Source organism: Saccharomonospora sp. NB11 (assembly GCF_015910535.1).
In the GTDB taxonomy this organism is placed as follows: Bacteria; Actinomycetota; Actinomycetes; order Mycobacteriales; family Pseudonocardiaceae; genus Saccharomonospora.
On the sequence record NZ_JACBJG010000005.1, the window covers coordinates 198,430 to 221,650 of the forward strand.

A 23,221-nucleotide genomic window follows, 5' to 3' on the forward strand; every position below is an offset into this window, starting at 1 on the left:
CCGTCCTCAGCGCACCGTGCCGCGGATCTGGCGCACCGCCACCGACAGGGTCGCCAGGTCGAGCCTGCCGGACGCCTCGATCTGGTCGAGCGTGACCCGCGCGCGGGCCAGCGCCGACGAGTTCACCTGCTCCCACTTCGCGATCTTCTCGTCCGCGCTGTCGCCCGGGTCGCTGTGGCGCAGGGCGTCCAGCGTGAGCGCGCGCAACGACGAATACAGATCATCGCGCAGGGCGAGGCGGGCCAGGGCGTGCCACCGGTTGCCGCGTTCCAACGCGTTGACCGAGGTGAGCATGCGGTCCATGCCCAGGTGGTCGGACAACGCGTAGTACAGCTCCGCTGTCTCGATCGGACTGCGTTCGGCGGTGAGTCCGACCTCGCGTTCGGCCAGCTCCGCCACGTCGACGATGTCGAGCAGCGAGTAACTGGTGAGCAGCAACGCCACACGCCTGGCGAGCTCGGCGGGGACGCCCTGCGACACCAGCGACTCGGTCTCCCGCTGGAACGCCTCGGCCTCCTGCCCGCGCAGCAGCTCGCCCAACGCCGGGGCGAGCGCCGCGATCGGCTCGGCGAACCGGCTGATCTCCGCGCCGACCGCGAGCGGCTGCGGCCGGTTGGTGAGGAACCACCGCGCCGCGCGGTCGAGCAGCCGACGACTCTCCAGCACCATCGTGTCGGCGACCTCGGTGGGCACCACGTTGTCGAGCGCGTCGATGCCCGCCCACAGCGAGTGCAGGTCGTACACGCCGGTGACCACGGCGAAGGCCCGCACAGCGTCCGTGCCCGTGGCGTTCAGTTCCTCGGCCAGGCGGAACGCGTACGACACGCCCGCACCGTCGACGACCTCGTTGACCAGCATCGTCGTGGTGATCTGCCGACTCAGCGGGTGCTTGGCGATCTCGGCGGCGAAGTCGCGGCGCAGCGGGGTCGGGAAGTACTCCGGCAACCTGCGGGCGAAGACGTCCGCGTCCGGGAGGTCGCTGTCGAGGATCTCGTCTTTCAGATCCAGCTTGACGTGGGCGAGCAGCGTGGCCAGCTCGGGCGAGCTGAGCCCCTCGCCCGACTTCTCCCTGGCGGCGAACTCGGCCTCGCTCGGCAGAGCCTCCAGTTCCCGATCCAGCGCGCCCTTCTCCTCCAGGGCCGCCACCAATCGGCGGTGCACCGAGGTCATCGGCCCGGCGTGGGCCCGGCTGACGCCCAGCACGGCGTTCTGCCGGTAGTTGTCGGCGAGCACGAGCGCACCGACCTCGTCGGTCATGTCCTCCAGCAGCCTGTTGCGCTCGTCGGCCTTCAGCTCCCCCTTCGCCACGAGCTGGTCGAGCAGCACCTTGATGTTGACCTCGTGGTCGGAGCAGTCGACGCCCGCGGAGTTGTCGAGCGCGTCGGTGTTGATCTTGCCGCCGTTGCGGGCGAACTCGATCCGACCCCGCTGGGTGAAGCCGAGGTTGCCGCCCTCGCCCACGACCTTGACGCGGAGCTGACCACCGTTGACGCGCACGGCGTCGTTGGCCTTGTCGCCCGCGTCGGCGTGGGTCTCGGTCTCCGCCTTGACGTAGGTGCCGATACCGCCGTTCCAGAGCAGGTCCACCGGCGCGAGCAGGATCGACCGGATCAGCTCGGCCGGAGCCATCGACGTCACGTCGTCGGGGAGTCCGAGCGCTTCCCGCACCTGCGGGCTGATCGGAATGGTCTTCGCCGACCTCGGGTAGATGCCGCCGCCCTCGCTGAGCAGCGACCGGTCGTAGTCGTCCCACGACGACCGCGGCAGCTCGAACAGCCGCTTGCGTTCCCGGTACGACGTCGCGGCGTCCGGGTTGGGGTCGAGGAACACGTGCAGGTGATTGAACGCGGCGACCAGCCGGATGTGCTCCGACAGGAGCATCCCGTTGCCGAAGACGTCACCACCCATGTCGCCGATGCCGACGACCGTGAAGTCCTCGCTCTGGGTGTCCTTGCCCAGCTCACGGAAGTGGCGCTTGACGCTCTCCCACGCACCGCGGGCGGTGATGCCCATCGCCTTGTGGTCGTAGCCGCGGGAACCGCCCGAGGCGAAGGCGTCGCCGAGCCAGAACCCGTAGCTCGCGGCCACCTCGTTGGCGATGTCGGAGAACGTCGCCGTGCCCTTGTCGGCGGCCACGACGAGGTAGTTGTCGTCACCGTCGTGCCGCACGACGTTCTTCGCGGGCACCGTCACACCGTCGACGAGGTTGTCGGTCAGCTCCAGCAGACCGGAGATGAACATGCGGTAGCACGCCACGCCCTCGCGCTGGTGGTTCTCCCGGTCGATGCCGGGGTCACCGGTCGCCTTCGGCGGCTTCTTCACGACGAAGCCACCCTTGGCGCCCACCGGCACGATGACGGAGTTCTTGACCGCCTGCGCCTTGACCAGGCCGAGGATCTCCGTGCGGTAGTCCTCGTGGCGGTCGGACCACCGCAGCCCGCCACGCGCCACCGAACCGAACCGCAGGTGCACACCCTCGACCCGGGGCGAGTACACGAAGATCTCGTACGCCGGGCGAGGCTCGGGCAGGTCGGGGATGCGCTGCGGGTCGAGCTTGAACGCCAGGTAGGGACGAGGCTCACCGGACTCGTCGGTGACCCAGTAGTTGGTCCGCAACGTCGCCGTGATCACCGACAGCAGCCGTCGCAGGATGCGGTCGGTGTCGAGGCTGGTGACCTCGTCGATCATCGCGTTGATCTCGTTGACCTGGGCGTCGACGTCCTCGATGCGGTGGCTGTCGTCGCGGTCGGGGGCGAAGCGCAGCTCGAACAACCGCACCAGGGCCTTGGCGACGTCGGTGTGCGCGAGCACGGCCGACTCGATGTAGCCCTGCGAGTACTGCGAACCCGCCTGCCGCAGGTACCGCGAGTACGCCCGCAGCACCGCGGCCTGCCGCCACGTCAGGCCCGCCTTCAACACCAGTGCGCTGAAGCCGTCGGTCTCCGCGAGCCCGTGCCACGCCGCGGCGAACGCCTCCTGGAACCGCACGCGCAGGTCGTCCTCGGCCCCGTCGCCGAGCCGGGCCAGCACGCCGGGCTCGATCCGCATGCCGAAGTCGTAGATCCAGCAGCGGTGACCGTCCTGGGTCTGCACCTCGTACGGCCGCTGGTCCACCACCTCGACGCCCATCCGCTGCAGCATCGGCAGCAGCGTGGACAGCGTGACGCCCTCCCGCAGGTAAAGCTTGAACCGCCGCTCCCCCGGCGCCGCGTCCACCGGCAGGTAGTACGCCATGTCGATGGCGTCGTCGGCGTCCAGCGCTTCGAGCTTGCGCAGGTCGGCCAGCGCCGTCTCGGCGTCGAAGTCCTCCTTGTACGCCTCGGGGAACGCGGAGGCGTAGCGCTGCGCCTGTTCGGTGGCCGACTCCTCGCCCGCCAACGTGACGGCCTTGCCGTCGCCCGCGCGCAACCGCCGCTCGGCGAGGATCGCCTCGACCAGCGAGTCGTCCCACGTGCGCACGGCCTCGTTCAGCCGCTCCTGGATGCGGAGCGTGTCGGGCTCGCCGACCGACTCCGGGTCGGTGTAGACGGTGAAGTGGATCTGCGCGAGCAGCGTCTCGCCGAGCCGCGTGCTGTACTCCAACGACGTCCCGTCGAGCTCGTCCAGCAGCACCTGCTGCATGGCCAGCCGCGACCACGTGGTGTACCGGTCACGGGGCAGGAACACCAGGCACGAGTAAAAGCGTCCGTACGGGTCCTTGCGGAGGAACAGCCGCAGCCTCCGGCGGTCGGCAAGCGTGATCGCCCCCGTGGCCGTGGCGTAGAGCGAGTCCGCGTCGGCCGAGAGCAGGTCGGCCAATGGCCAGTTCTGCAGCACGTCCAGCATCCGCTGCCCGGAGTGCGACTCCATGGGGAAGCCCGCGCGATGGATGACCTCACGCACGCGCCGGTTCACGACGGGGATGTCGAGGACGTCCTCGTGCAGCGCCGACGAGGTGAACATGCCGAGGAAACGGTGTTCCCCGGTCACCTTCCCCTGCTCGTCGAATGTCTTGACGCCCACGTAGTACGGATAAATCGGACGGTGCACAGTGGACGGAGAACTCGCGTGCGTGAGCACCAGCAAGGTCGGCGAGAGCACGCGCGCCGCCGTGTCGGGCCCCTGGGTGAGGCTTCGCGAGGCGAAGCTGTCCTGCCGAAGCACACCGAGGCCCGACGCGAGCACCGCCCGCAGCGCGGGCTCGTCACCGCTCTGCGAGTCGGGCACCACCTCGTAGTGCCGGTAGCCCAGGAACGTGAAGTGGTTGGCCGCCAACCACCGCAGCAACGCCGCCCCCTCGGCGACCTCCTCGGACGGCAGCGGCGGCGGGTTCTCCTCCAGCGCCCGCGCGATGTCGAGCGCGGCCTGGGTCATCTTGTCGGTGTCCTCGACGACCTCGCGGACGTCGCTGAGCACCGAGACCAGCTTGTTGTCGAGGTCCCTCGCGCGCTCCGGATCACCGATCGGATCGATCTCCAGGTACATCCACGACTCGGCGGACGCCCCGGGCGGCGGGTCGGCGACGTCGGCCTTCGGGTGCACCTCCTGCAGCGCTCCCGTGACGTCCCTGGTCACGACCACGATGGGGTGGACGATGCGCTGCACCTGCACCCCGCTACGCGACAACTGCGCGGCCACGGAGTCCACCAGATAGGGCATGTCGTCGGTGACGACCTGCACCACCGTGGCCTCCCGCGCCCAGCCGTCGTGGGCGGCGTTCGGGTTGAACAACCGCACCGCCGGCCTTCCGGGCACGCGCTGCGCAGCGAGTTCGACATGTGACCTGACCGCACCGACCAGATCGGTCGGATCGTCACCCAGAATCTCCTCGGCGGGCACGAGCCGGTAGTACAACCGTACGAGTTCGGCGATGTCCGGTGCCTGCGCCGCAGCGGCCTCGACGAGTTCGTCGCGGATCTGCTCCGGGCTGCGAGGACGGCCGGGCGGCTCGGTGTTCACGCCCTCCGTGCCGGGGTGGATGGATGTTCCGGTCGAGTGTATGTCAGACAACCCAACTCTCCACTGTCCTGGCTAGACCCCAACGTCACGCCTCTCGACGCTACTGTCCCACGACACCGAAGAGCGATCGCCATGCCCCCTGTGGTCACTCAGCCGTCGCCGCGATGCCTGCCGTTGACCCGCGGCTCATCGTCCTCCATCTTGAGCTGCTTGACCAACGCCGCGGCACTCGCCGTGCCCGCCTGGTGCTCGGCCAACGCCCGCGCGAGCAGTTCGGCGAGCCCCGCGTCCGGCGGCGGGTCGTCGGTCGGCACCCCGTAGAGAGGCGGCGTGCCGGTGAAGGACTCCTCAGCCGACGTGTCCTGCGCCGAGTCCTTCGACCCGCTCGTCGACTCCGTGGTCACGGTCGTTGCGTTCACGTCGTCACCGGCATCGGACGTGCTCGTCTCGTCCGGCGTGCTCGGCACCGCCGAGAACTCCGTCGTCTCCGGTTCGTCGCGCACGGGCGCCAGCGAGGGCGGCAACTTCAGGCGAGGCAGCCAGCCCGCTCCGTCGGAGGGAGAGTCCGACACGCGCTCGGGCTCGTCGGTCGTGGGCTCCGGGGAGGACTGCGGCACCGACGTCGCGGTGGTCTCCGTGGTGGCCCCGTCGGTGGTGGAGTCGCCCGCCGACCGGTCGGCGGGTCTGGCGTCGTCGGCGGCACGCCGCCGTCCGCCGCCCTTCGGCGAGATCCCGAGCCGGTCGAGCACCGACCGAGCGGCGACGGAGCCGTGCTCGGCGTCGTGCCGGGTCTTGCGACCGCTCGACGGCGTCTCCTCGTCGTCCGGCTTGCGCCGTCGTCGCCGTGGCTCGGGCGACGGCGTGCTGTCGGTGATGATCGGGGTGATGGCCGTGACCTCGGTGGCCGAGACGTCGTCCTCCGAACTCGCCCTCGGCGCCGGGGTCGTCGGCACGCCGTCGTGCGTCTGGGTCGCGGACCGTTCGGCGGCCTCCGCCGCACTCGCCCGACCGTTGAGGGCGGAGGTCCGTCCGCGTCGGCCGGTCTCGGGCGTCTCCTCGGCCTGGTCGACCGCCGCGGGCGCCAGTCGCAGCATCGGCAGGACCACTCTCGGCCGCGAGGAACCGGGCCGCTCGTCCGCCCTGCGCCTGCCTCCGGAACGTCGCTCGCCCGACGTCGCCGAGTCCGTCCCCGGGGACGACGTGCGCTGGGCAGGAGGAGGCGGCGCGTCGGACGCAGCCGCCGACGCGGCCTGCGCCGCCGCGGCCACCATCTCGGCGAGGTCCACGGGTGCCTGTTCCCCCGCGCCGAACGCGCCGGTCAACAACGCCCGGGCCTGACTGCTCACCCGCGTGTGCGCGTGCTCGGCGGACCGCGCGCGGTAGAGACACTGAATGGCCTCGCTCGCCTCGCCGATGCGCTCCTCGACGTGCGCCAGCTCCAGCCAGAGTCGAGCAGTGAGCGCGTACAGCCCGTGCCTGCTCGCGGTGTGCACGGCCTCCCGCAACGTGCGGGCCGCCGTCTCGGCCGAGCCGTTGATCAGGTGCACCCGGGTCGCCACGGCCAGGCGCAACCAGGCCGTCGGCGCGACCGCGGCAGCACGTTCGGGTGCGTTCAACAGCGGTTCGGCGACTTCCAAAGCCAGGTCGGCGTCGCCACGGTCCAGCAGGACACAAACCAGTTCGAGCACCAACCGGACCCTGGCGAGACCGCCGTCCACCCCCGGGTCGCTCAGCTCCTCCAGGAAACCGAGGCCCGTCCGGGCCGCGTCCGCAGCACTCACCAGGTCGCCGTGTCGCCGCCGGTGGGCCGACACCCCGACCCGCAACGACGCCCTCGCGAGCAACCGCTCGTCCTCCGACAACGACTGGTCGCGGGAAATGAGCCGGTCGCCCTCCATCAGGACGCGGTCCAACTCGGCCTTGCGGCCGAACGTGCCGAGGCACCCCACGAGATGACACAACGCGGCCGCACGTTGGATCGACGACAACCCATTCACGGTGAGCACCGGCCGGAGCGCCGCCAAGCCGGTCAACGGAGCGCCCACGGACCGCGCGCACACCGCGAGATCGGTCCGCAACTGCGCGGCGATCACCGGATGTCCGGCGTCCTCGGCCGCCCGCAACGCCGTCACGGCGCGGCCGACCGTCGACGCCCGATGGCCCAGACGGACCTTCGCGTGCACGGCGAGACTCTCCGCCTTGACCCACAATTCGTTGTTCCCGGAGGCCTCCGCCAACGCGGCGGCCCGCTCACCGAGAATGAGCGCCAGCTCGGGCGACCGGGTCTGCAGTGCCGAAGCCTGCTCCACGAGTCGTTCGACCGAGCCCCCGCCGTGGGTCGTCGACGTTCTCCGGCCTCTCGCCGCGCTGTCGCCTGTCTGCTCAGTGGTCGCCACTGGGTCTGTCCTCAACTGTCGGCTCCGGGGCTCGGACTCGGTCGAAGCGCGACGCGGAGGGGCGGGGCGCGGCCGCCCCGCCTCCCCTTCCGTCACGCCGCGACGTCAGTCGCGGGTCAGTTTCCGATGAGTCACCCGGTGTGGCCGAGCCGCCTCGGCACCGAGCCGCTCGACCTTGTTCTTCTCGTAGCCCTCGAAGTTGCCCTCGAACCAGAACCACTTCGCCGGGTTCTCCTCGGTCCCTTCCCAGGCGAGAATATGGGTCGCGACGCGGTCGAGGAACCACCTGTCGTGCGAGATCACCACGGCGCAGCCGGGGAACTGCTCCAACGCGTTCTCCAGCGAACCGAGCGTTTCGACGTCGAGGTCGTTGGTCGGCTCGTCGAGCAGGATCAGGTTCCCGCCCTGCTTGAGGGTCAGCGCGAGGTTCAACCGGTTGCGCTCACCGCCGGAGAGCACGCCCGCGGGCTTCTGCTGGTCCGGGCCCTTGAAGCCGAACGCGCTGACGTACGCCCGCGACGGCATCTCGGTCTGCCCGACGTGGATGTAGTCCAGCCCGTCGGACACCACTTCCCACACCGTCTTCTTCGGGTCGATACCGGCGCGGTTCTGGTCCACATAGGACAGCTTGACGGTCTCACCGATCTTCACGGTGCCCGCGTCCGGCTCCTCCAGCCCCACGATCGTCTTGAACAGCGTCGTCTTACCGACACCGTTCGGACCGATGACACCGACGATGCCGTTGCGCGGGAGCGTGAACGACAGGTCGTCGATCAGCACGCGGTCGTCGAAGCCCTTGCGGAGGTTCTCCACCTCCACCACGACACTGCCGAGCCGCGGACCCGGCGGAATCTGGATCTCCTCGAAGTCGAGCTTGCGCGTCTTCTCGGCCTCCGCGGCCATCTGCTCGTAGCGCTCCAGACGCGACCGCGACTTGGTCTGGCGGGCCTTGGCGTTCGAGCGGACCCACTCCAGTTCCTTCGACAGCCGCTTGGCCAGCTTGGCGTCCTTCTTGCCCTGGACCTCCAAGCGCTCGCGCTTCTTCTCCAGGTAGGTGGAGTAGTTGCCCTCGTAGCCCTCGACCCGCCCTCGGTCGAGTTCCATGATCCACTGGGCGACGTTGTCGAGGAAGTACCGGTCGTGGGTGACCGCCAGCACCGCACCGGGGTAGGTCGCGAGGAACTGCTCCAGCCAGAGCACGCTCTCGGCGTCCAGGTGGTTGGTGGGCTCGTCGAGCAGCAGCAGGTCCGGCTTCGAGAGCAGCAGCTTGCACAGCGCGACTCGACGTCGCTCACCACCGGAGAGATGGGTCACCGGCTCGTCGCCCGGCGGGCAGCGCAGGGCGTCCATCGCCTGCTCGAGCTGCGAGTCGAGCTCCCACGCGTCGGCGTGGTCCAGCTCCTCCTGCAGCTTGCCCATCTCCTCCATCAGCTCGTCGCTGTAGTCGGTCGCGAGGAGTTCGGCGATCTCGTTGAACCGGTCGAGCTTCACCTTGATGTCGCCGAGGCCCTCCTCGACGTTGCCGCGCACCGTCTTCTCCTCGTTGAGCGGCGGCTCCTGCTGGAGAATGCCCACGGTCGCGCCCGGCTGGAGGAACGCCTCGCCGTTGCTCGGTTGGTCGAGCCCAGCCATGATCTTCAGAACGGTGGACTTGCCCGCACCGTTCGGCCCCACCACGCCGATCTTGGCGCCGGGGTAGAACGCGGTGCTCACGTCGTCGAGGATGACCTTGTCCCCGACGGTCTTGCGCACCTTCTTCATGGTGTAGATGAACTCGGCCATACCCCCGATCGTAGAGCGACGCCGCCGACACCCTCACCCCGGTCACCGCTGGGTCACCCACCGTGCCACGGGCGTGCCCGTCAGTCGCGCGAACCGCCTCGTTCGGCCAGTTGCTTCAGCATGGCGTTGTAGGCCGCGAGGTCCGCGTCACCACTCGCGTCCTCCCTGCGGTCCTGGCGCTTCGCCTCCCGCTCGTCGCTGCGGGTCCACTGCACGAGCAACGCGATCATGACGATGAGGACGGGCAGCTCCCCGGACGCCCATGCGATGCCACCCCCGACCCGCTGGTCGGCCAGCAGACCGTCGACCCACGGCAGGTCCAGCGCCCGGTAGAAGCCCTCCCCGATCACCGTCTGCATGTTCATCAGGATCACGCCGAAGAACGCGTGGAACGGCACCGACGCCATCAACAGCCCGAGCTTGCCCAGCGGTGGCAACGCCCGAGGCGCCGGGTCGATCCCGATGATCGGCCAGAAGAACGTGTACCCCACGAGCAGGAAGTGCGCGTTCATGGCCACGTGCGCCCAGTGGTGCTGCAACGCGACGTCGAACAGCCCCGAGTAGTAGAGGACGTAGAACGACCCGACGAAGAGCACCAACGCCACGATCGGATTGGTGAGCGCTCTCGCGACGGGTGAGTGCACCAGCGCCAGGATCCACTCGCGCGGCCCGGGCGGCCGGTTGCGGCCCGCCGGGGGCAACGCCCGCAGTGCCAGCGTCACGGGTCCGCCGAGCACCAGCAGGATCGGCACCAGCATGTTCAGCGTCATGTGCGTGATCATGTGGATGCTGAACATCGCCGGGGAGTACCGGCCGAGGCCCGACGACGTGGCGAGGAGCAGCACCGCGCAGCCGACCAGCCACGCCACGGTTCGTCCCACCGGCCAGGAGTCGCCCCGGCGGCGTAGCCTCCGCACCCCCGCGAGATACACCGCGGCGAGCACGATCGCCGCCGTGCCGTAGATCAGGTCGAACCGCCACTCCGTCAGCACGCCCGACGCCGTGAGCGCGTGGTCGAGGTCGTAGCCGATGAGCAGCTCGGTCGTCGACGGCTGGGCCGCGATCTCGCGCGGCGGTGGTGTCCTCGACAGCGCGGTCGCCAACCCGAAGGTCACGAACATGACCAGCACCTCGACGGCCGCCAGCCGCACCAGCGTGCCGCCACCCGCGCCGTCGGCGAGTTCCCGGACGCTGCGCTTGCGGTGCTGGTGGCCGAACACGCCGAGCACCGCGAGGGCGACGACCTTGGCCAGCACCACGAGTCCGTAGTCGGTGTCGAACAACTGGTCCGGAGCCACCCGCACCAGCGCGTTCACCACGCCGGAGACACCCAGCACGAGCCACGCCACGAGCGCGAGCGTGGAGAAGCGCGCGGCGGCAAGGGGCAGATGGTCACCGCGCCGCCGGGCGTGAGCGAGCAAGGCGATGAGCCCACCCACCCACAACGATGCGCCGACCAGGTGGAACAACAGGCTGTTGGTGGCCACGTCGTGCGAGCCGCCGCTCGCGGAATGACCCGTCGCGGCGATCGGCAGCAAACCGCCGAGCGAGCCCGCGAAGAGCACCACGGTCCAGCCCCACGACAGCACGAGTCGGGCACCGAGCGCGAGCAGCAACGCCACACCCGCGGTGATCAGCCAGCCCTTCGGCTGCTCGATGGCCTCGACGTAGTTCAACAGCACGACGGGGTCGAACACCTCGGTGACCGGCTTGCCCGCACCGTCGGCCGCCGTGAAGAAGACCGAGGCGATCGCGAAGCCGAACCAGAACCAGGCCGCCGTGCCCGCCGTGCGCAGCGCCGCATAGCCGTCGACGTCGAGCATCCCGGACTTCTGCGGTGGGACGAGGAACGCCGCCAACAGCAGCGAACCGACACACACGGCCGCGGCGAGGTCGGCACCCACACGCACGACCATGATCCCGTATCGGGTCACGTCGCCGGGGTCGGTCAGACCGGCGACCCCGTAGCTGAGCCCCCCGGTGAGCACGACGATGGCGACCGCCACCACGACGGCGAGGAGGCTGCCCACCAGCAGGAGCGGCCCCATCGCGGCGCGGCGACGTCGCGGCCCCTCCGGGTTCGGAACGCTCGGGGTGTTCCCACCATGGCCCGCACGCTCGGACGTGTTGTCGGGTGCGTCGGGTTCGACTTCCGCGGACACGCCTACGAGGGTATGCGCAGCTCGGTCGGGGTCCGTCGGCGGTGGGCGGCGGATGTGGGACGGCTCGCCCGGACTGCTCCGATACCACCTTTCCGGATGCCCGTCCTCCCCCTTCGGCCGCTGGGGACAACTCTCACCCGTCCGTGGCACTCTCGGGCACTTGTCCACAGGCCGCGTCCTTCCCCCTCGCCGCCTCTCCCTTGAACGGCCACTCTGAGATCACACCGATCACGACCCGGCCCGAACCGGGACGACGACGAGGGGGATCTCATGAAGCACACCGGCTCTGGCCGCCAGTCCGCCCACCACGACACCGCCGCGCCTGCCCGAACCTCCGGCCGCACGCGCGACCGCCGCCGCGCGCTCGCGGTGGTGCCGGGGCTGGCGCTCGCGGTGGTGCCGGGGCTGGCGCTCGCGATGCTGCCCGGCGTCGCCGCCGCGGAGCCGATGGCCGAGCCCAGCGGCACGGAGTCCGCCGTGCGCAGCGCTGCCGCGGACGTGTGCGAGACCGGAGAGTTCTGCCTGTGGCCGGAGGCCGACTACAGCGGAACCGTCGTACGGCTCGACCTGCGCAACACCAACCCGGACGAGTGCGCACCACTGCCCGACGGGATGTCGGCGAGGTCCTTCACCAACCGCATCGACCGTCACGTGACCGTCTATCAGGACGCGGCGTGTTCGACCGAAGGGGATTTCAGCACCTATCCCGGCCCGGAGACGTTCGTCCCGCGAAGTCCCTACGTGGTGCGCGCGGTGCAGATCTGGAACTAGCCACCCCGCTCGCCCTCCGGTCCGAGTCGCGACGTCACCACGGCTGGGGAACCCGTGTGCCGACGTCGCGCGCTCGGGGGCCGCGAACTCGCCCCGACGCGCGGCCCCGTTCCCGGGACGTCCGACCGCCACCTGACGTCACCGGGACACCCGCCCGGCCCGACGAGCCGCCGCCGCGCAGGGCGCCTCACGGCTTCGTCGGGCCGGGCTCGGGCGGCGAGTTGAGCGCGAGTGCACGAACTCGGGTGCGCGGGCTCGGGTGGGTCGGACTCAACGGACGGGTTGGCTCGTTCGGTGACGCGCTCATCGGCTCGGACCCGCGCCGCCGAGCGTCGCACTGAACCGCCAGTTTCAGTCACATAGCGGAACGGGTTCGTAACCCAGCGAGCGTTTCATCGGCGCGGGTCACGATTACGCTAACCGTGGGCGAAGATTCGGTCACCGGACCGGGTGAGGGGTGAAACGAATCTCCAGTGCCGAACGATCAACCGGGCAGTGGTGACTAAGCTGGGGTGACGTGCCGTGACCGCAGCGGTCGCCACAAGCCTCCGTAGCTCAGCTGGATAGAGCAAGAGCCTTCTAATCTCTAGGTCGCAGGTTCGAATCCTGCCGGGGGCGCAACGCCGTGGGTCGACGTCGACCTCGAACAGCGAAGCTGCCGCTTGACGCGGCGTGGAGTGCACAACCGTCCATAAGAGATCACGTACGGGACCGTCTTCGTGGCCACGTCGGCACTTCGGCTGGGCCATACCGACGACTCCAGAGCACCGGACTCGACTCCGGATGACTTCCTTGTGTGCCCTATCACGCACTTGCTGCCACGCTCATGGGTGATTCTCTTCGCAGAGATTCTGCTCTGACTCGGCCACCCGATGAGTTTCCGGAAGGAGAGCCCGACTCCTCGAACGAGGTGATCCCCTGCACGCCGAGAACGCGCCGGAAGATCCATTGGAGAGCGGAATCGAATTGCCCGAAGACGGTGGGGAGCGGCGGGGCGACGATTCGGAGAACGACCGAGCTACGTCGTCACCTGACTCGGATCGCTCCGCCGCATCCCGGAGTCTCCGTGTCAGTCCACCGGCTCGACCTCCGCGCGGTCGCTGGTACGGCGGGCGGCCACCGCGCTGGTGAAGGACGCGAGCTCTCGCTTCACCACCGGGGCAAGCAGGTAGAGGCCGATGATGTTGATGAACGCGAGCACGAACATCATCGCGTCCATGAAGCTCACCACCGCGTCGAGCGTCATCACCGCGCCCAGCACCACGAAGAAGCAGACGACGACCTTGAACACGATGTCACGCACCCGGCCGCGACCGAACAGGTACTGCCACGCCTTCTGGCCGTAGTAGGCCCAGCTCAGCACCGTGGAGAACGCGAAGAGCGTCACCGCGACCGCGAGCACGAACGGGAACCACGGCAGCACCGTCGCGAACGCGTCGGAGGTCAGCACGACACCCTCGGGCGCGGCCGCTCCCGACGACACCGCCTCGCGTGCGCTCTCCCAGCTCGGCGTGCTCGCGATGACGATGGTCAGTGCGGTCATGGTGCAGATGACGACGGTGTCGATGAACGGTTCGAGCAGCGCCACGAGCCCTTCGGTGGCGGGATGGCGCGTCTTCACGGCGGAGTGGGCGATCGAGGCCGAGCCGATGCCCGCCTCGTTGGAGAACAGCGCGCGCTGGAAACCGACGATCAACGCCCCGATCACACCACCGGCCACGCCCTCGGGCGCGAACGCGCCGGAGAAGATCTCGCCGATCGCAGCGGGAATGTGCGTGACGTTGACGGCCAGGACGGTAAGACATCCGGCCACGTAGACGACGGCCATGAACGGCACGAGCCGGGCGGTCACCGTCGAGATCGACTTGATGCCACCCATGATCACCAGTGCGACCAGGCCCGCCATGCCGCCACCGACGACCAGCGCCGCGCCGCCGCCACCGAGCAGTCCGTCCTCGCCACCCGTCACCGACTGCAACTGGGCGAAGGTCTGATTGGCCTGGAACATGTTGCCGCCCGCGATGCCGAACAGCAGGATGAGCACGGCCGCGGCGACGGCCAGCACCTTGCCGGGGAGCACACCACGTCGGCCGAAACGGTCGACCAGACCACGGCGCAGGTAGTGCATCGGACCACCGGAGACGGTCCCGTCCTCGTGCACCTCCCGGTACTTCACCCCGAGCGTGCACTCGACGAACTTCGTCGCCATGCCGAGGAAGCCGCAGAGAATCATCCAGAACGTCGCGCCGGGCCCACCGATCGTCACCGCGACCGCGACACCCGCGATGTTCCCGAGCCCCACCGTCCCGGACAAGGCGGCCGTGAGCGCCCGGAAATGACTCACCTCGCCCGGATCACGGCTGTCGGTGTGGTCACCCCGCACGACCTCGAACGCCAATCGCAGCCGGCGAATCTGGACGAAGCGGAAGTACAGGGTGAAGACCACCGCGGCGACCACCAGCCACAGGACGATCCAGGGCAACTCGGCGCCGAACACCGGGATCGTGGCGAACACGATGCTGTTCGCGACCTCCGATATCGGCCCGAACACGTCGTTGATCGCGGCTTCGACACCGGCCGTGCCCGTTTCCTCGGCGGCAAGAAAGCCCATTCCGCGTGGTGACATGCCGCCCGATCGAAGCACACATCCGAGCTCGGCACAGCCCCCTGTCTCGATGCGGGGCCGGCCGAGATGCCACCTGCTCGACCGGCGACGGCGACGGCTCGACAACCGTGTTGTGTGGCACAGCCGTTGTGTCACAAGGGAATTGGTAAGCGGAACGACACTCGGTCCGGCGTCCCCGCACCCGGTTCGAGCATGTCGACAAGTCCCCTTCTTTCGTCGGCGTCACGGCCACGGGAACCGACCCGCCTCCAGCGACTTGCAGCATGAGTCCTGAAAGTTACAGAAAGATTCTTGCTGCTTGCAGAAACCGCGGTTACCTTCATGCGCACCCCGTTCTCAGCGAGGAGAGCCATGACACGCAGCAGAGTGCTGGCGCTCGCCGCGGTGACCGCCCTGACGGTGACCGCGTGCGGCGAGTCCGCCAACGACCAGAGCAACGCCGCGGAGCAGGCGGCCAACGACCCGCAGTCCGTGACGGGCACCGTCACCTTCTGGGACACCTCCGACGCCACCACCGAGGCGCCCGCCTACAAGGAGCTGGCCGAGAAGTTCGAGGAGGAGTACCCGAACATCGAGGTCGACTACGTCTCGGTGCCCTTCGACGGCGCTGACGACAAATTCAAGACCGCCGCGCAGAATGGTGACGGCGCGCCGGACGTCATGCGCTCCGACGTCGGCTGGACGGCGACGTTCGCCGCGCTGGGCTACCTCCAGCCGCTCGACGGCACGCCCGCACTCGACGGCGCCGACGACTACCTGCCGGTGCCGATGGAGAGCAACGTCTACGAGGGCAAGACCTACGGCATCCCGCAGGTCACCGACACCCTCGCGCTGCTCTACAACAAGGAGCACTTCGCCAAGGCCGGCATCGACGAGCCGCCCGCCACGTGGGACGAGCTGCGCGAGGCCGCCGAGCTGTTGGAGAAGAAGGTGCCCGGCACGACGGGCATCTTCCTCAACGCCGACTCCTACTACCTGCTGCCCTTCGTCTACGGCGAGGGCGGCGACTACGTCGACGTCGAGGGTGAACGCATCACCATCGACAGCCCCGAGGTGAAGGCCGCGATCGAGACCGTCGAGGACCTCACCGCGGACGGCGTCGGCACCACCGACACGAGCGCGAACAAGTACACCAACATGCAGGACGGGTTCAAGAAGGGCTCCGTCAGCATGATCATCAACGGGCCGTGGTCGGTGTCCGACGCGCTGTCCGGGGAGGCCTTCGAGGACGCCGACAACCTCGGCATCGCGCCGGTTCCGGCCGGCCCGAAGGGCCATGGCGGTCCGGTGGGCGGCCACAACTACACGATCTACGCCGGGTCGCCCGACCTCGCGGCCTCGTACTTGTTCGTGGAGTTCATGAACCGACCCGAGAACCAGGCGTTCGTGGCGAGCCGGAACACCACGCTGCCCACCCGGGCGTCCGTGTACGAGGAGCCCGAGGTCGCGGAGAACGAGATCCTCGCCGCGTTCCAGGAACCGATCGAGCTGGCCAAGCCGCGGCCGGCCGCACCGGGCGCGGGCACGCTGTACGACCTGTTCAGCCCGTTCTACGAGCAGATTCTCGGCGGCCAGGCCACCGTCGACGAAGGACTCGCGCAGGCGCAGCGCAAGGCCAAGGGCGCGGTGCCGGGCTTCGAGTCATGACGACGACGGCCGTTCGTCCCCCCGCCGGGGCGGCACCCACGCCGGTGCCGCCCCGCGGGCGGTTGCGCGATTCCGCGAGCAGGCATTGGTACGCGTGGGCGATGGTGGCCCCGGTCGTGGTGGTCCTGGCGGTGCTCGTCTTCTACCCGTTGGTGCAGGGCGTCTACCTGTCCCTGACCGACGCGAACGAGATGAACAGCGCGCGCACGATCGGCGTCAACGAGATCGAGGCCACGTACGAGTTCGTCGGGTTGGCCAACTACATCGACGTGCTCTCCGGCGCCGAAGGGGCGTTCTACTCGCGCTTCGCCTGGACGCTGGTGTGGACGGTCACGTGCGTGGTGCTGCACTACTCGCTCGGTCTCGGGTTGGCCCTACTGCTGAACCGGGCGCTGAAGGGCCGGTCGGTGTATCGGATGCTGCTGATCCTGCCGTGGGCGGTGCCCCCGTTCGTGGCGGCGTTCGCGTGGCGACTCATCCTCAACACCGAGGGCGGGGTGCTCAACTCGGTGTTGAACGCGCTGGGTTTCGCGAGCGTGGACTGGCTCGGCGACCCGACGGCCGCCAAGGTCGCGGTCATCCTCGTCAACGTCTGGCTGGGCGTGCCGTTCATGATGGTGGCGCTGCTCGGCGGGCTGCAGACGGTGCCGAAGGACCTGTACGAGGCGGCCGAAGTGGACGGTGCGACACCGTGGCAGCGGTTCCGTGCCGTGACGCTGCCGGGCCTGCGACCCGTGTCCGGGACGGTGATCCTGCTCGGCACGATCTGGACGTTCAACCAGTTCGCCGTCATCGCGATGCTCACGGGTGGCGGACCGGGCGGTGCGACGAACATCCTGGTCACCGAGGCTTACGAACGCGCGTTCCAAGGAGTTCGCGACTACGCGGGTGCGGCGACGTACGGCGCGCTGATCGCGTCGATGCTCGTGGTGTTCGCGTTCTTCTACCGCCGCTGGCTCGACCGGCAGTCGAGTGAGGTGCTGTCATGACCGAGAAGGTGCGCCGCAGGGACCAGCGCAGCCTGCTGTCGTCGACGGCCCTGCACACGACGCTGGTACTCGCGAGTGTCGTCGCGGTGTTCCCGGTGGCGTGGGTGGTGTTGACATCGCTCAAGACCGACCGCGGCACCTGGACGCGGCCCGACGAGCTCGGGAAGCTCGGTCTGGACAACTACGTCCAGGTGTTCGGGCAGACGCAGTTCCTCACGTGGTTCGCGAATTCGTTGATCGTGGCGTCGGCGACCACCGTGTTCGCAGTGCTCATCGCGGCCACGGCCGGGTACGCGGCCTCCCGCATGCGGTTCCCGGGCAAACGTCCGCTGATGTGGTCGTTCCTCGTCACGCAGATGTTCCCGGCCGCCGTGTTGATCGTGCCGCTGTACAACGTGCTGTCGGAGCTGGGGCTGCTCGACTCCTACGGTGGTCTCGTCCTCGCGTCGTCCACGGTGGCCGTGCCGTACTGCGCGTGGATGCTCAAGGGCTACTTCGACACGATCCCCGTGTCGATCGACGAAGCCGGCCGGGTCGACGGGCTCAGCCCGTTCGGCACGTTCTGGCGGCTCATCGTGCCCTTGGCCAAGCCGGGGATCGCGGTGACGGTGTTCTACTCCTTCATCACCGCGTGGGGCGAGGTGGCCTTCGCGGGAGTCTTCATGCAGAGCGAGGCGCACTACACGCTCCCGGTGGGGATGGCGACGTTCGTCAGCGACTTCAAGGCCGAGTGGGGGCTGCTCACGGCCGGCTCCGTCGTGGTCCTGGTGCCGTCGGCCATCGTGTTCTTCCTCGTCCAACGTCATCTGGTCGCCGGACTCACGGCGGGCGGCGTCAAGAGCTGAAAGGAACTTCATGAGCAACGAGTGGTGGCGCACCGCGGCGATCTACCAGGTGTACGTGCGGAGCTTCGCCGACGCCAACGGGGACGGCATCGGCGACCTGCCGGGCGTGCGGTCGAAGCTCGACTACCTCGCCGACCTGGGCGTGGACGCCGTGTGGCTGACGCCGTTCTACACCTCGCCGATGGCCGACGGCGGATACGACGTGGCCGACTACCGCGACGTCGACCCGGTCTTCGGGACGCTGTCCGACGCCGAGGCACTGATCACCGAGGCGCACGACCGCAAGCTCAAGGTGATCGTCGACATCGTGCCCAACCACACGTCGTCGCAGCACCCGTGGTTCGTGGAGGCGCTGGCGGCGGAGCCCGGTTCACCCGCGCGTGACCGGTACCTGTTCCGCGACGGCCGGGACGGCGGTCCGCCGAACGACTGGGAGTCGATTTTCGGTGGTCCGGCGTGGACCCAGGTCGACGACGGCCAGTGGTACCTGCATCTGTTCGATCCGGGACAGCCGGACCTGAACTGGGAGAACCCCGAGGTGCGGGCGGAGTTCGAGAGCATCCTGCGGTTCTGGCTCGACCGGGGCGTGGACGGCTTCCGGATCGACGTCGCCCACGGCATGGTGAAGGCCGACGGGTTGCCGGACGCCGCGTGTTCCGACCAGGCGTCGCTGCTCACGTCGCGGGCACTGCCGTACTTCGACCAGGACGGCGTGCACGAGATCTACCGCGCGTGGCGCAAGATCCTCGACTCCTACCCCGGCGAGCGCATCGGTGTCGCGGAGGCGTGGGTGCCCAACGCCGAACGTCTGGCGCGCTACCTGCGTCCGGACGAGCTGCACCAGGCGTTCAACTTCCACTACGTCGAGGCGGACTGGTCAGCGACGGCGTTCCGGCAGGTGATCGACGACTCGCTCGCCGCCGTGGCCGGGGTGAACGCGCCGTCGACGTGGGTGCTGTCCAATCACGACGTCCAGCGGCACGTCACCCGCTACGGCGGCGGCGAGCAGGGCATGCGTCGTGCCCGCGCCGCCGCGCTGCTGACGATGGCGCTGCCCGGATCGGTGTACGTGTACCAGGGCGAGGAACTCGGGCTGGAGGAGATCACCGACCTGCCCGAGGAGGTGCTCGCCGACCCGATGTGGGAACGGTCGGGCCACACCGAGCGCGGCCGGGACGGCTGCCGCGTGCCGCTGCCGTGGTCGGGCAGCGAGCCGCCGTTCGGGTTCGGGGCGTCGTCGTGGCTGCCGCAACCCGCACACTGGGCGAGTCTCACCGCCGAGGTCCAACACGACGACCCGGACTCCATGTTGTCGCTGTACCGCACCGCGTTGCGGCTGCGCCGCACGCTTCCGGCGGACGGACTCGACTGGCTCGACGCGCCCGCGGGTGTCCTCGCGCTGCGACGCGGCGCGGACTTCACCTGCACCGTGAACTTCTCCGCGGCGCCGGTGACGATCGCTCGCCCGGGCTCGGTCGAACTGGCGAGCTGCCCCGTCGCGGACCTCGGCGTCGACGAGGACACCGTGACGTTGCCGCCGGAGAGTGCGGTGTGGTGGAGCGGAGACCGGGATGGCTAAGGGCCCGCTGGACGGCGTTCGCCTCGCTGACCTCGCCGAACTGGCGAACGTCAGCGAGGCGACGGTGAGCCGGGTGTTGAACGGCAAGCCGGGGGTCGCGGCGGCCACCCGGCAGGCCGTGCTCGCGGCGATGGACCGGCTCGGCTACGAACGACCGGCGCGGGCCCGGCAGCGCAGCTCCGGGCTCATCGGGTTGATCATCCCGGAGTTGGACAACCCGATCTTCCCGGCGTTCGCCCAGGTCATCGACCGCACGTTGGTGATGCGCGGGTACCGGTCGGTGCTCTGCACGCAGGCACCGGGCGGAGCCACCGAGGACGAGTTCATCGAGACGCTGACCGCTCGCGGCGTGTCCGGCATCGTGTTCGTGTCCGGCCTGCACGCCGACACCACCGCCGACCACGACCGGTACCGCCGTTTGATCGAGAGCGGGGTCCCGGTGGTGTTCGTCAACGGGTACGCGCCGGACGTGAAGGCACCGTTCTTCTCCGACGACGACGGGGCGGCCGTGGAACTGGCGCTCACTCATCTGCGGGAGCTCGGACACGAACGCATCGGCCTCGCGGTGGGACCGGCGCGTTTCGTGCCCGTGCAGCGCAAGGCCGAGAAGTTCCGCGAGCTCATGGCCCCCGTGGTGGGAGCCGGCGAGGTCGACGAGCTGATCGTGCACACGCTGTTCTCCGTCGAGGGCGGGCACTCCGCGGCCTGGACGCTGCTCGAACGGGACTGCACGGCCGTGGTGTGCGGGAGCGACCTGATGGCGCTCGGCGCGATTCGCGTGGCCCGTCGCCGCGGGCTGGAGGTGCCGAGGGACTTCTCGGTGGTCGGCTACGACGACTCGCCGCTCATCGCGTTCACCGATCCCCCGCTGACGACCATCCAGCAGAAGGTCACGGCGATGGCCACCGCGGCGGTGCGCACGCTGCTGGACGAGGTCGCCGGCGCGGTCCCTCCCGCGGAGGAGTACCTCTTCCAGCCGGAGCTCGTGGTCCGCGGCTCCACGGCCGCGGCCCCGGCGCGGTGATCCCCGGTTCGCCGTTCGGGCCTGTGGTGCGGCCCGAACGGCGAACCGGCCAAGGCGTCAGGATGCGGCTTCGAACGCGGCGCCGTCGCGCCAGGCTTCGGCGAGTTTCTCGACGGACACGCCGAGCGCGTCCGCGAGTCGCACCACGGTGCCGAAGGCCGGACTCGGCAGCCGCCCCGTCTCGATCTTGCGGAGGGTCTCCGGGGACATACCGGCCGCGCCGGCGACGTCGTCGAGCCCCCGGCCGCCTCGCAGTTCGCGCAGCAACGCCCCGAGCCGGGCTCCGGCCTGGATCTGCTCGGGAGTGAGCGGCAGACGCACCATGCGACCAGACTAGAACCGGTACAGAAATACCGCTACGTGTTACGCTGCACGCGACCGGTATTTTTATACCACTCAGGAGTGTCGCGTGATCGAGTTGAAGTCCCCCGCCGAGATCGAACGGATGCGCACCACCGGAGCGTTCGTCGCCGAGGTCCTCGCCGACCTCAAGGCGAAGGCCGCCGTGGGCGTGAACCTGCTGGACCTGGAACACCACACCCGGGCGTTGATCCGCGACCGCGGCGCCGAGTCCTGCTACTGGAATTACGCCCCGTCGTTCGGCCGGGGGCCGTTCCGCAACACGATCTGCCTGTCCGTCAACGACGCCGTGCTCCACGGCCTGCCCCACGACTACCCACTGCGGGACGGTGACGTGCTGAGCATGGACCTCGCCGTGTCGATCGACGGCTGGGTGGCCGACGCCGCCGTCACCATCATCGTCGGGACACCCACCGAGGCCGACGTCAGGCTCGTGCGCGCCACCGAGGACGCACTCGCCGCCGCCGTCGAGGCGGCACGCCCCGGCAACCGGCTCGGCGACGTCTCGGCAGCCGTCGCCGCCGTGGCGGACGACCGTGGTTACCGGGTCAACACACAGTTCGGAGGGCACGGGCTCGGGCGCACCATGCATGAGGAACCCCACGTCCCCAATCGCGGCCGTCCCGGCCGGGGCCTCCTGTTGCGCCCGGGTATGACGCTGGCGCTGGAGCCGTGGTTCACGGCGGGCAGCGCACGCATCGTCACCGACCCCGACGGCTGGACCATCCGCTCGGCCGACGGCTCACGCACCGCGCACTCCGAACACACCGTGGCCGTCACCGAGGACGGACCCGTGATCCTCACCCGACTCGCGGAGTGAACCACCGGGTGGCTCGGCGTCGAGTCATCCGGCACCCCGCACCGCGGCCTCCACGCGCCGCAGGGAGCGGCGCACGTTGTCCTCGGTGGTCAGCTCCCGCGCCTCGGGCAGGTTCACCCACCGAAGCGGCGCGTCGGGTCGTTCGGCCCGCACGTCGTCCGGCCGGTCGGTGACGAACAGAAACCGCAGGTCGGCGTGCTCGACCACGGTCGAGCCCGACGTCGCGACCGGCACGATCGCGACGTGCAGGAGCGCCGACGAGCCGGGCCGCACGTCGGTGAGCGCGGTCTCTTCCCGCGCCTCCCGCCGCGCGATCGCCACGGGATCGCCCTCCCCCGGGTCACCGTGTCCGCCGACGTGCAACCAGGCGCGCTGCCGGGGATGCCAGCGCAGGAGCACGCGGCCGGTGGCCGGGTGCACGACGAAGGCGGAGGCCGTGAGATGCAGCGGTGCGGCGCGATCCCACGGGTCGGTCGTGGTGTCGAGCCAACGGCGCACGCGGTCGAGGTCGGCATGCTCGACGTCGTCGGTCGGACGGTGGGAGTCCAGCAGGCGCGCCGGCGTCGACTCGGAGACCATGCGGCGCACGCTAGTGGCCGCACCACATCGCGGGCGATCGATTTTCCCCCTCCCCACCGCATCGGTCTCTGGTAGCCTCCCGGCCAGCGTCGCGTGTCGGTGGCAGACCGTGTCAGGCATGGAGGCGCCGGAGCCGAAGGAGCACGACGATGTTGACGTCGTTCCCTTCGCCCTCGCATGGCTGAGGGCGAGAAGACCAGGCTGATCGCCTGGAGTCGAGAACTGCACGCCGTCCACGAACGGCTTCGCGAGGCGCTGCGCGTCACGCGAGACACCCTCCACAGTGGTGGGACGCCCGACCCGCCGGTCCGAGAACTGCTGGTGTTCTGTCACGGCTTCTGCACTGCGTTGACCGGACACCACGAAGGCGAGGACCGGACGCTGTTCCCCGCGATCGCCGCCGCCCACCCGGAGTTACGGGACACGCTGCGCCGGCTCGAACAGGATCACTCGATGATCGCCTACCTGGTCGAAGGGCTGCGGGCGGCCTTGGACCGCGGCGCGTCCGACGACGAGCTCGAACGACATCTCGACGGCGTCGGCGCGATCATGGAGAACCACTTCCGGTACGAGGAGCGGCAACTGCTCGCGGTGCTCGACACGCTCGACCTAGACGTCGAACTCCGCGACGCCCTCGGACCGTTGTGAAGGCTCGGTTTCGGACGTTCGACGATGTTCTTCGCGTCGGCGCCTCTCTTCGCTA

15 protein-coding genes and 1 tRNA gene are annotated in these 23,221 nt (G+C 69.5%); 9 read left to right on the forward strand and 7 right to left on the reverse strand.

Annotated elements, in window-relative coordinates:
• Nucleotides 1-6 precede the first annotated feature (6 nt).
• From JAV51_RS09540 to JAV51_RS09555, 4 genes are all read right to left on the reverse strand, one after another.
• On the reverse strand, nt 7-4,989 hold the full coding sequence (locus tag JAV51_RS09540) for an NAD-glutamate dehydrogenase (RefSeq protein ID WP_197320314.1): 4,983 nt from the start codon (nt 4,987-4,989) through the stop codon (nt 7-9).
• 98 nt (nt 4,990-5,087) lie between these two features.
• Nucleotides 5,088-7,334, reverse strand: coding sequence for a hypothetical protein (locus tag JAV51_RS09545; RefSeq protein WP_197320315.1), 2,247 nt, complete (start codon nt 7,332-7,334; stop codon nt 5,088-5,090).
• A gap of 105 nt (nt 7,335-7,439) precedes the next feature.
• Nucleotides 7,440-9,116 carry an energy-dependent translational throttle protein EttA gene (gene ettA / locus JAV51_RS09550; protein WP_197320316.1) on the reverse strand — a complete coding sequence of 559 codons (1,677 nt, stop codon included), beginning with the start codon at nt 9,114-9,116 and terminating at the stop codon, nt 7,440-7,442.
• A gap of 80 nt (nt 9,117-9,196) precedes the next feature.
• A complete protein-coding gene (locus JAV51_RS09555) occupies nt 9,197-11,164 on the reverse strand; it encodes a cytochrome c oxidase assembly protein (RefSeq protein ID WP_197320487.1) in 1,968 nt (655 codons plus the stop codon).
• Between the two features lie 384 nt (nt 11,165-11,548).
• Here JAV51_RS09555 and JAV51_RS09560 point away from each other — a divergent pair, with 384 nt between their 5' ends.
• Together JAV51_RS09560 and JAV51_RS09565 are read left to right on the forward strand one after the other, a co-directional pair.
• The gene (locus JAV51_RS09560) at nt 11,549-12,049 is read left to right on the forward strand and encodes a peptidase inhibitor family I36 protein (protein ID WP_197320317.1); all 501 of its coding nucleotides are present in this window, start codon (nt 11,549-11,551) and stop codon (nt 12,047-12,049) included.
• Between the two features lie 544 nt (nt 12,050-12,593).
• Nucleotides 12,594-12,667: transfer RNA gene (locus JAV51_RS09565), tRNA-Arg, on the forward strand.
• 451 nt (nt 12,668-13,118) lie between these two features.
• On the opposite strand, the gene JAV51_RS09570 is transcribed toward JAV51_RS09565, so the two are convergent.
• The gene (locus JAV51_RS09570; protein WP_197320318.1) at nt 13,119-14,675 is read right to left on the reverse strand and encodes a sodium:alanine symporter family protein; all 1,557 of its coding nucleotides are present in this window, start codon (nt 14,673-14,675) and stop codon (nt 13,119-13,121) included.
• Between the two features lie 351 nt (nt 14,676-15,026).
• Here JAV51_RS09570 and JAV51_RS09575 point away from each other — a divergent pair, with 351 nt between their 5' ends.
• The 5 genes from JAV51_RS09575 to JAV51_RS09595 are packed head-to-tail and all read left to right on the forward strand — an operon-like array spanning nt 15,027 to nt 20,759.
• Nucleotides 15,027-16,322, forward strand: coding sequence for an extracellular solute-binding protein (locus JAV51_RS09575; protein WP_197320319.1), 1,296 nt, complete (start codon nt 15,027-15,029; stop codon nt 16,320-16,322).
• Complete coding sequence (locus JAV51_RS09580; protein WP_197320320.1) at nt 16,319-17,311, forward strand: carbohydrate ABC transporter permease; 993 nt, start codon at nt 16,319-16,321, stop codon at nt 17,309-17,311. The genes JAV51_RS09575 and JAV51_RS09580 overlap by 4 nt, the downstream gene beginning before the upstream one ends.
• Nucleotides 17,308-18,156 carry a sugar ABC transporter permease gene (locus JAV51_RS09585; RefSeq protein WP_197320321.1) on the forward strand — a complete coding sequence of 283 codons (849 nt, stop codon included), beginning with the start codon at nt 17,308-17,310 and terminating at the stop codon, nt 18,154-18,156. Before JAV51_RS09580 ends, JAV51_RS09585 begins: the two co-directional genes overlap by 4 nt.
• 10 nt (nt 18,157-18,166) lie before the next feature.
• Nucleotides 18,167-19,735, forward strand: a complete 1,569-nt coding sequence (locus JAV51_RS09590; RefSeq protein ID WP_197320322.1) for a glycoside hydrolase family 13 protein — start codon at nt 18,167-18,169, stop codon at nt 19,733-19,735.
• Nucleotides 19,728-20,759, forward strand: coding sequence for a LacI family DNA-binding transcriptional regulator (locus JAV51_RS09595; protein ID WP_197320323.1), 1,032 nt, complete (start codon nt 19,728-19,730; stop codon nt 20,757-20,759). The genes JAV51_RS09590 and JAV51_RS09595 overlap by 8 nt, the downstream gene beginning before the upstream one ends.
• 57 nt (nt 20,760-20,816) lie before the next feature.
• Here the strand turns inward: JAV51_RS09595 and JAV51_RS09600 are convergent, their stop codons facing one another.
• Entirely contained in the window at nt 20,817-21,083 is a 267-nt protein-coding gene (locus tag JAV51_RS09600) for a helix-turn-helix domain-containing protein (protein ID WP_005444461.1), read from the reverse strand.
• Nucleotides 21,084-21,168: 85 nt separating this feature from the next.
• On the opposite strand from JAV51_RS09600, the gene map reads away from it, so the two are divergent.
• Nucleotides 21,169-21,939 carry a type I methionyl aminopeptidase gene (gene map / locus JAV51_RS09605; RefSeq protein WP_197320324.1) on the forward strand — a complete coding sequence of 257 codons (771 nt, stop codon included), beginning with the start codon at nt 21,169-21,171 and terminating at the stop codon, nt 21,937-21,939.
• Nucleotides 21,940-21,963: 24 nt separating this feature from the next.
• Here map and JAV51_RS09610 read toward each other — a convergent pair whose 3' ends face one another.
• Entirely contained in the window at nt 21,964-22,518 is a 555-nt protein-coding gene (locus tag JAV51_RS09610; RefSeq protein WP_197320325.1) for an NUDIX hydrolase, read from the reverse strand.
• 177 nt (nt 22,519-22,695) lie between these two features.
• Between JAV51_RS09610 and JAV51_RS09615 the strand changes: the two genes are divergently transcribed.
• Nucleotides 22,696-23,166 (forward strand): hemerythrin domain-containing protein, encoded by a 471-nt coding sequence (locus JAV51_RS09615; protein WP_197320326.1) that lies wholly within the window; start codon nt 22,696-22,698, stop codon nt 23,164-23,166.
• The last annotated feature ends 55 nt before the right edge of the window (nt 23,167-23,221 follow it).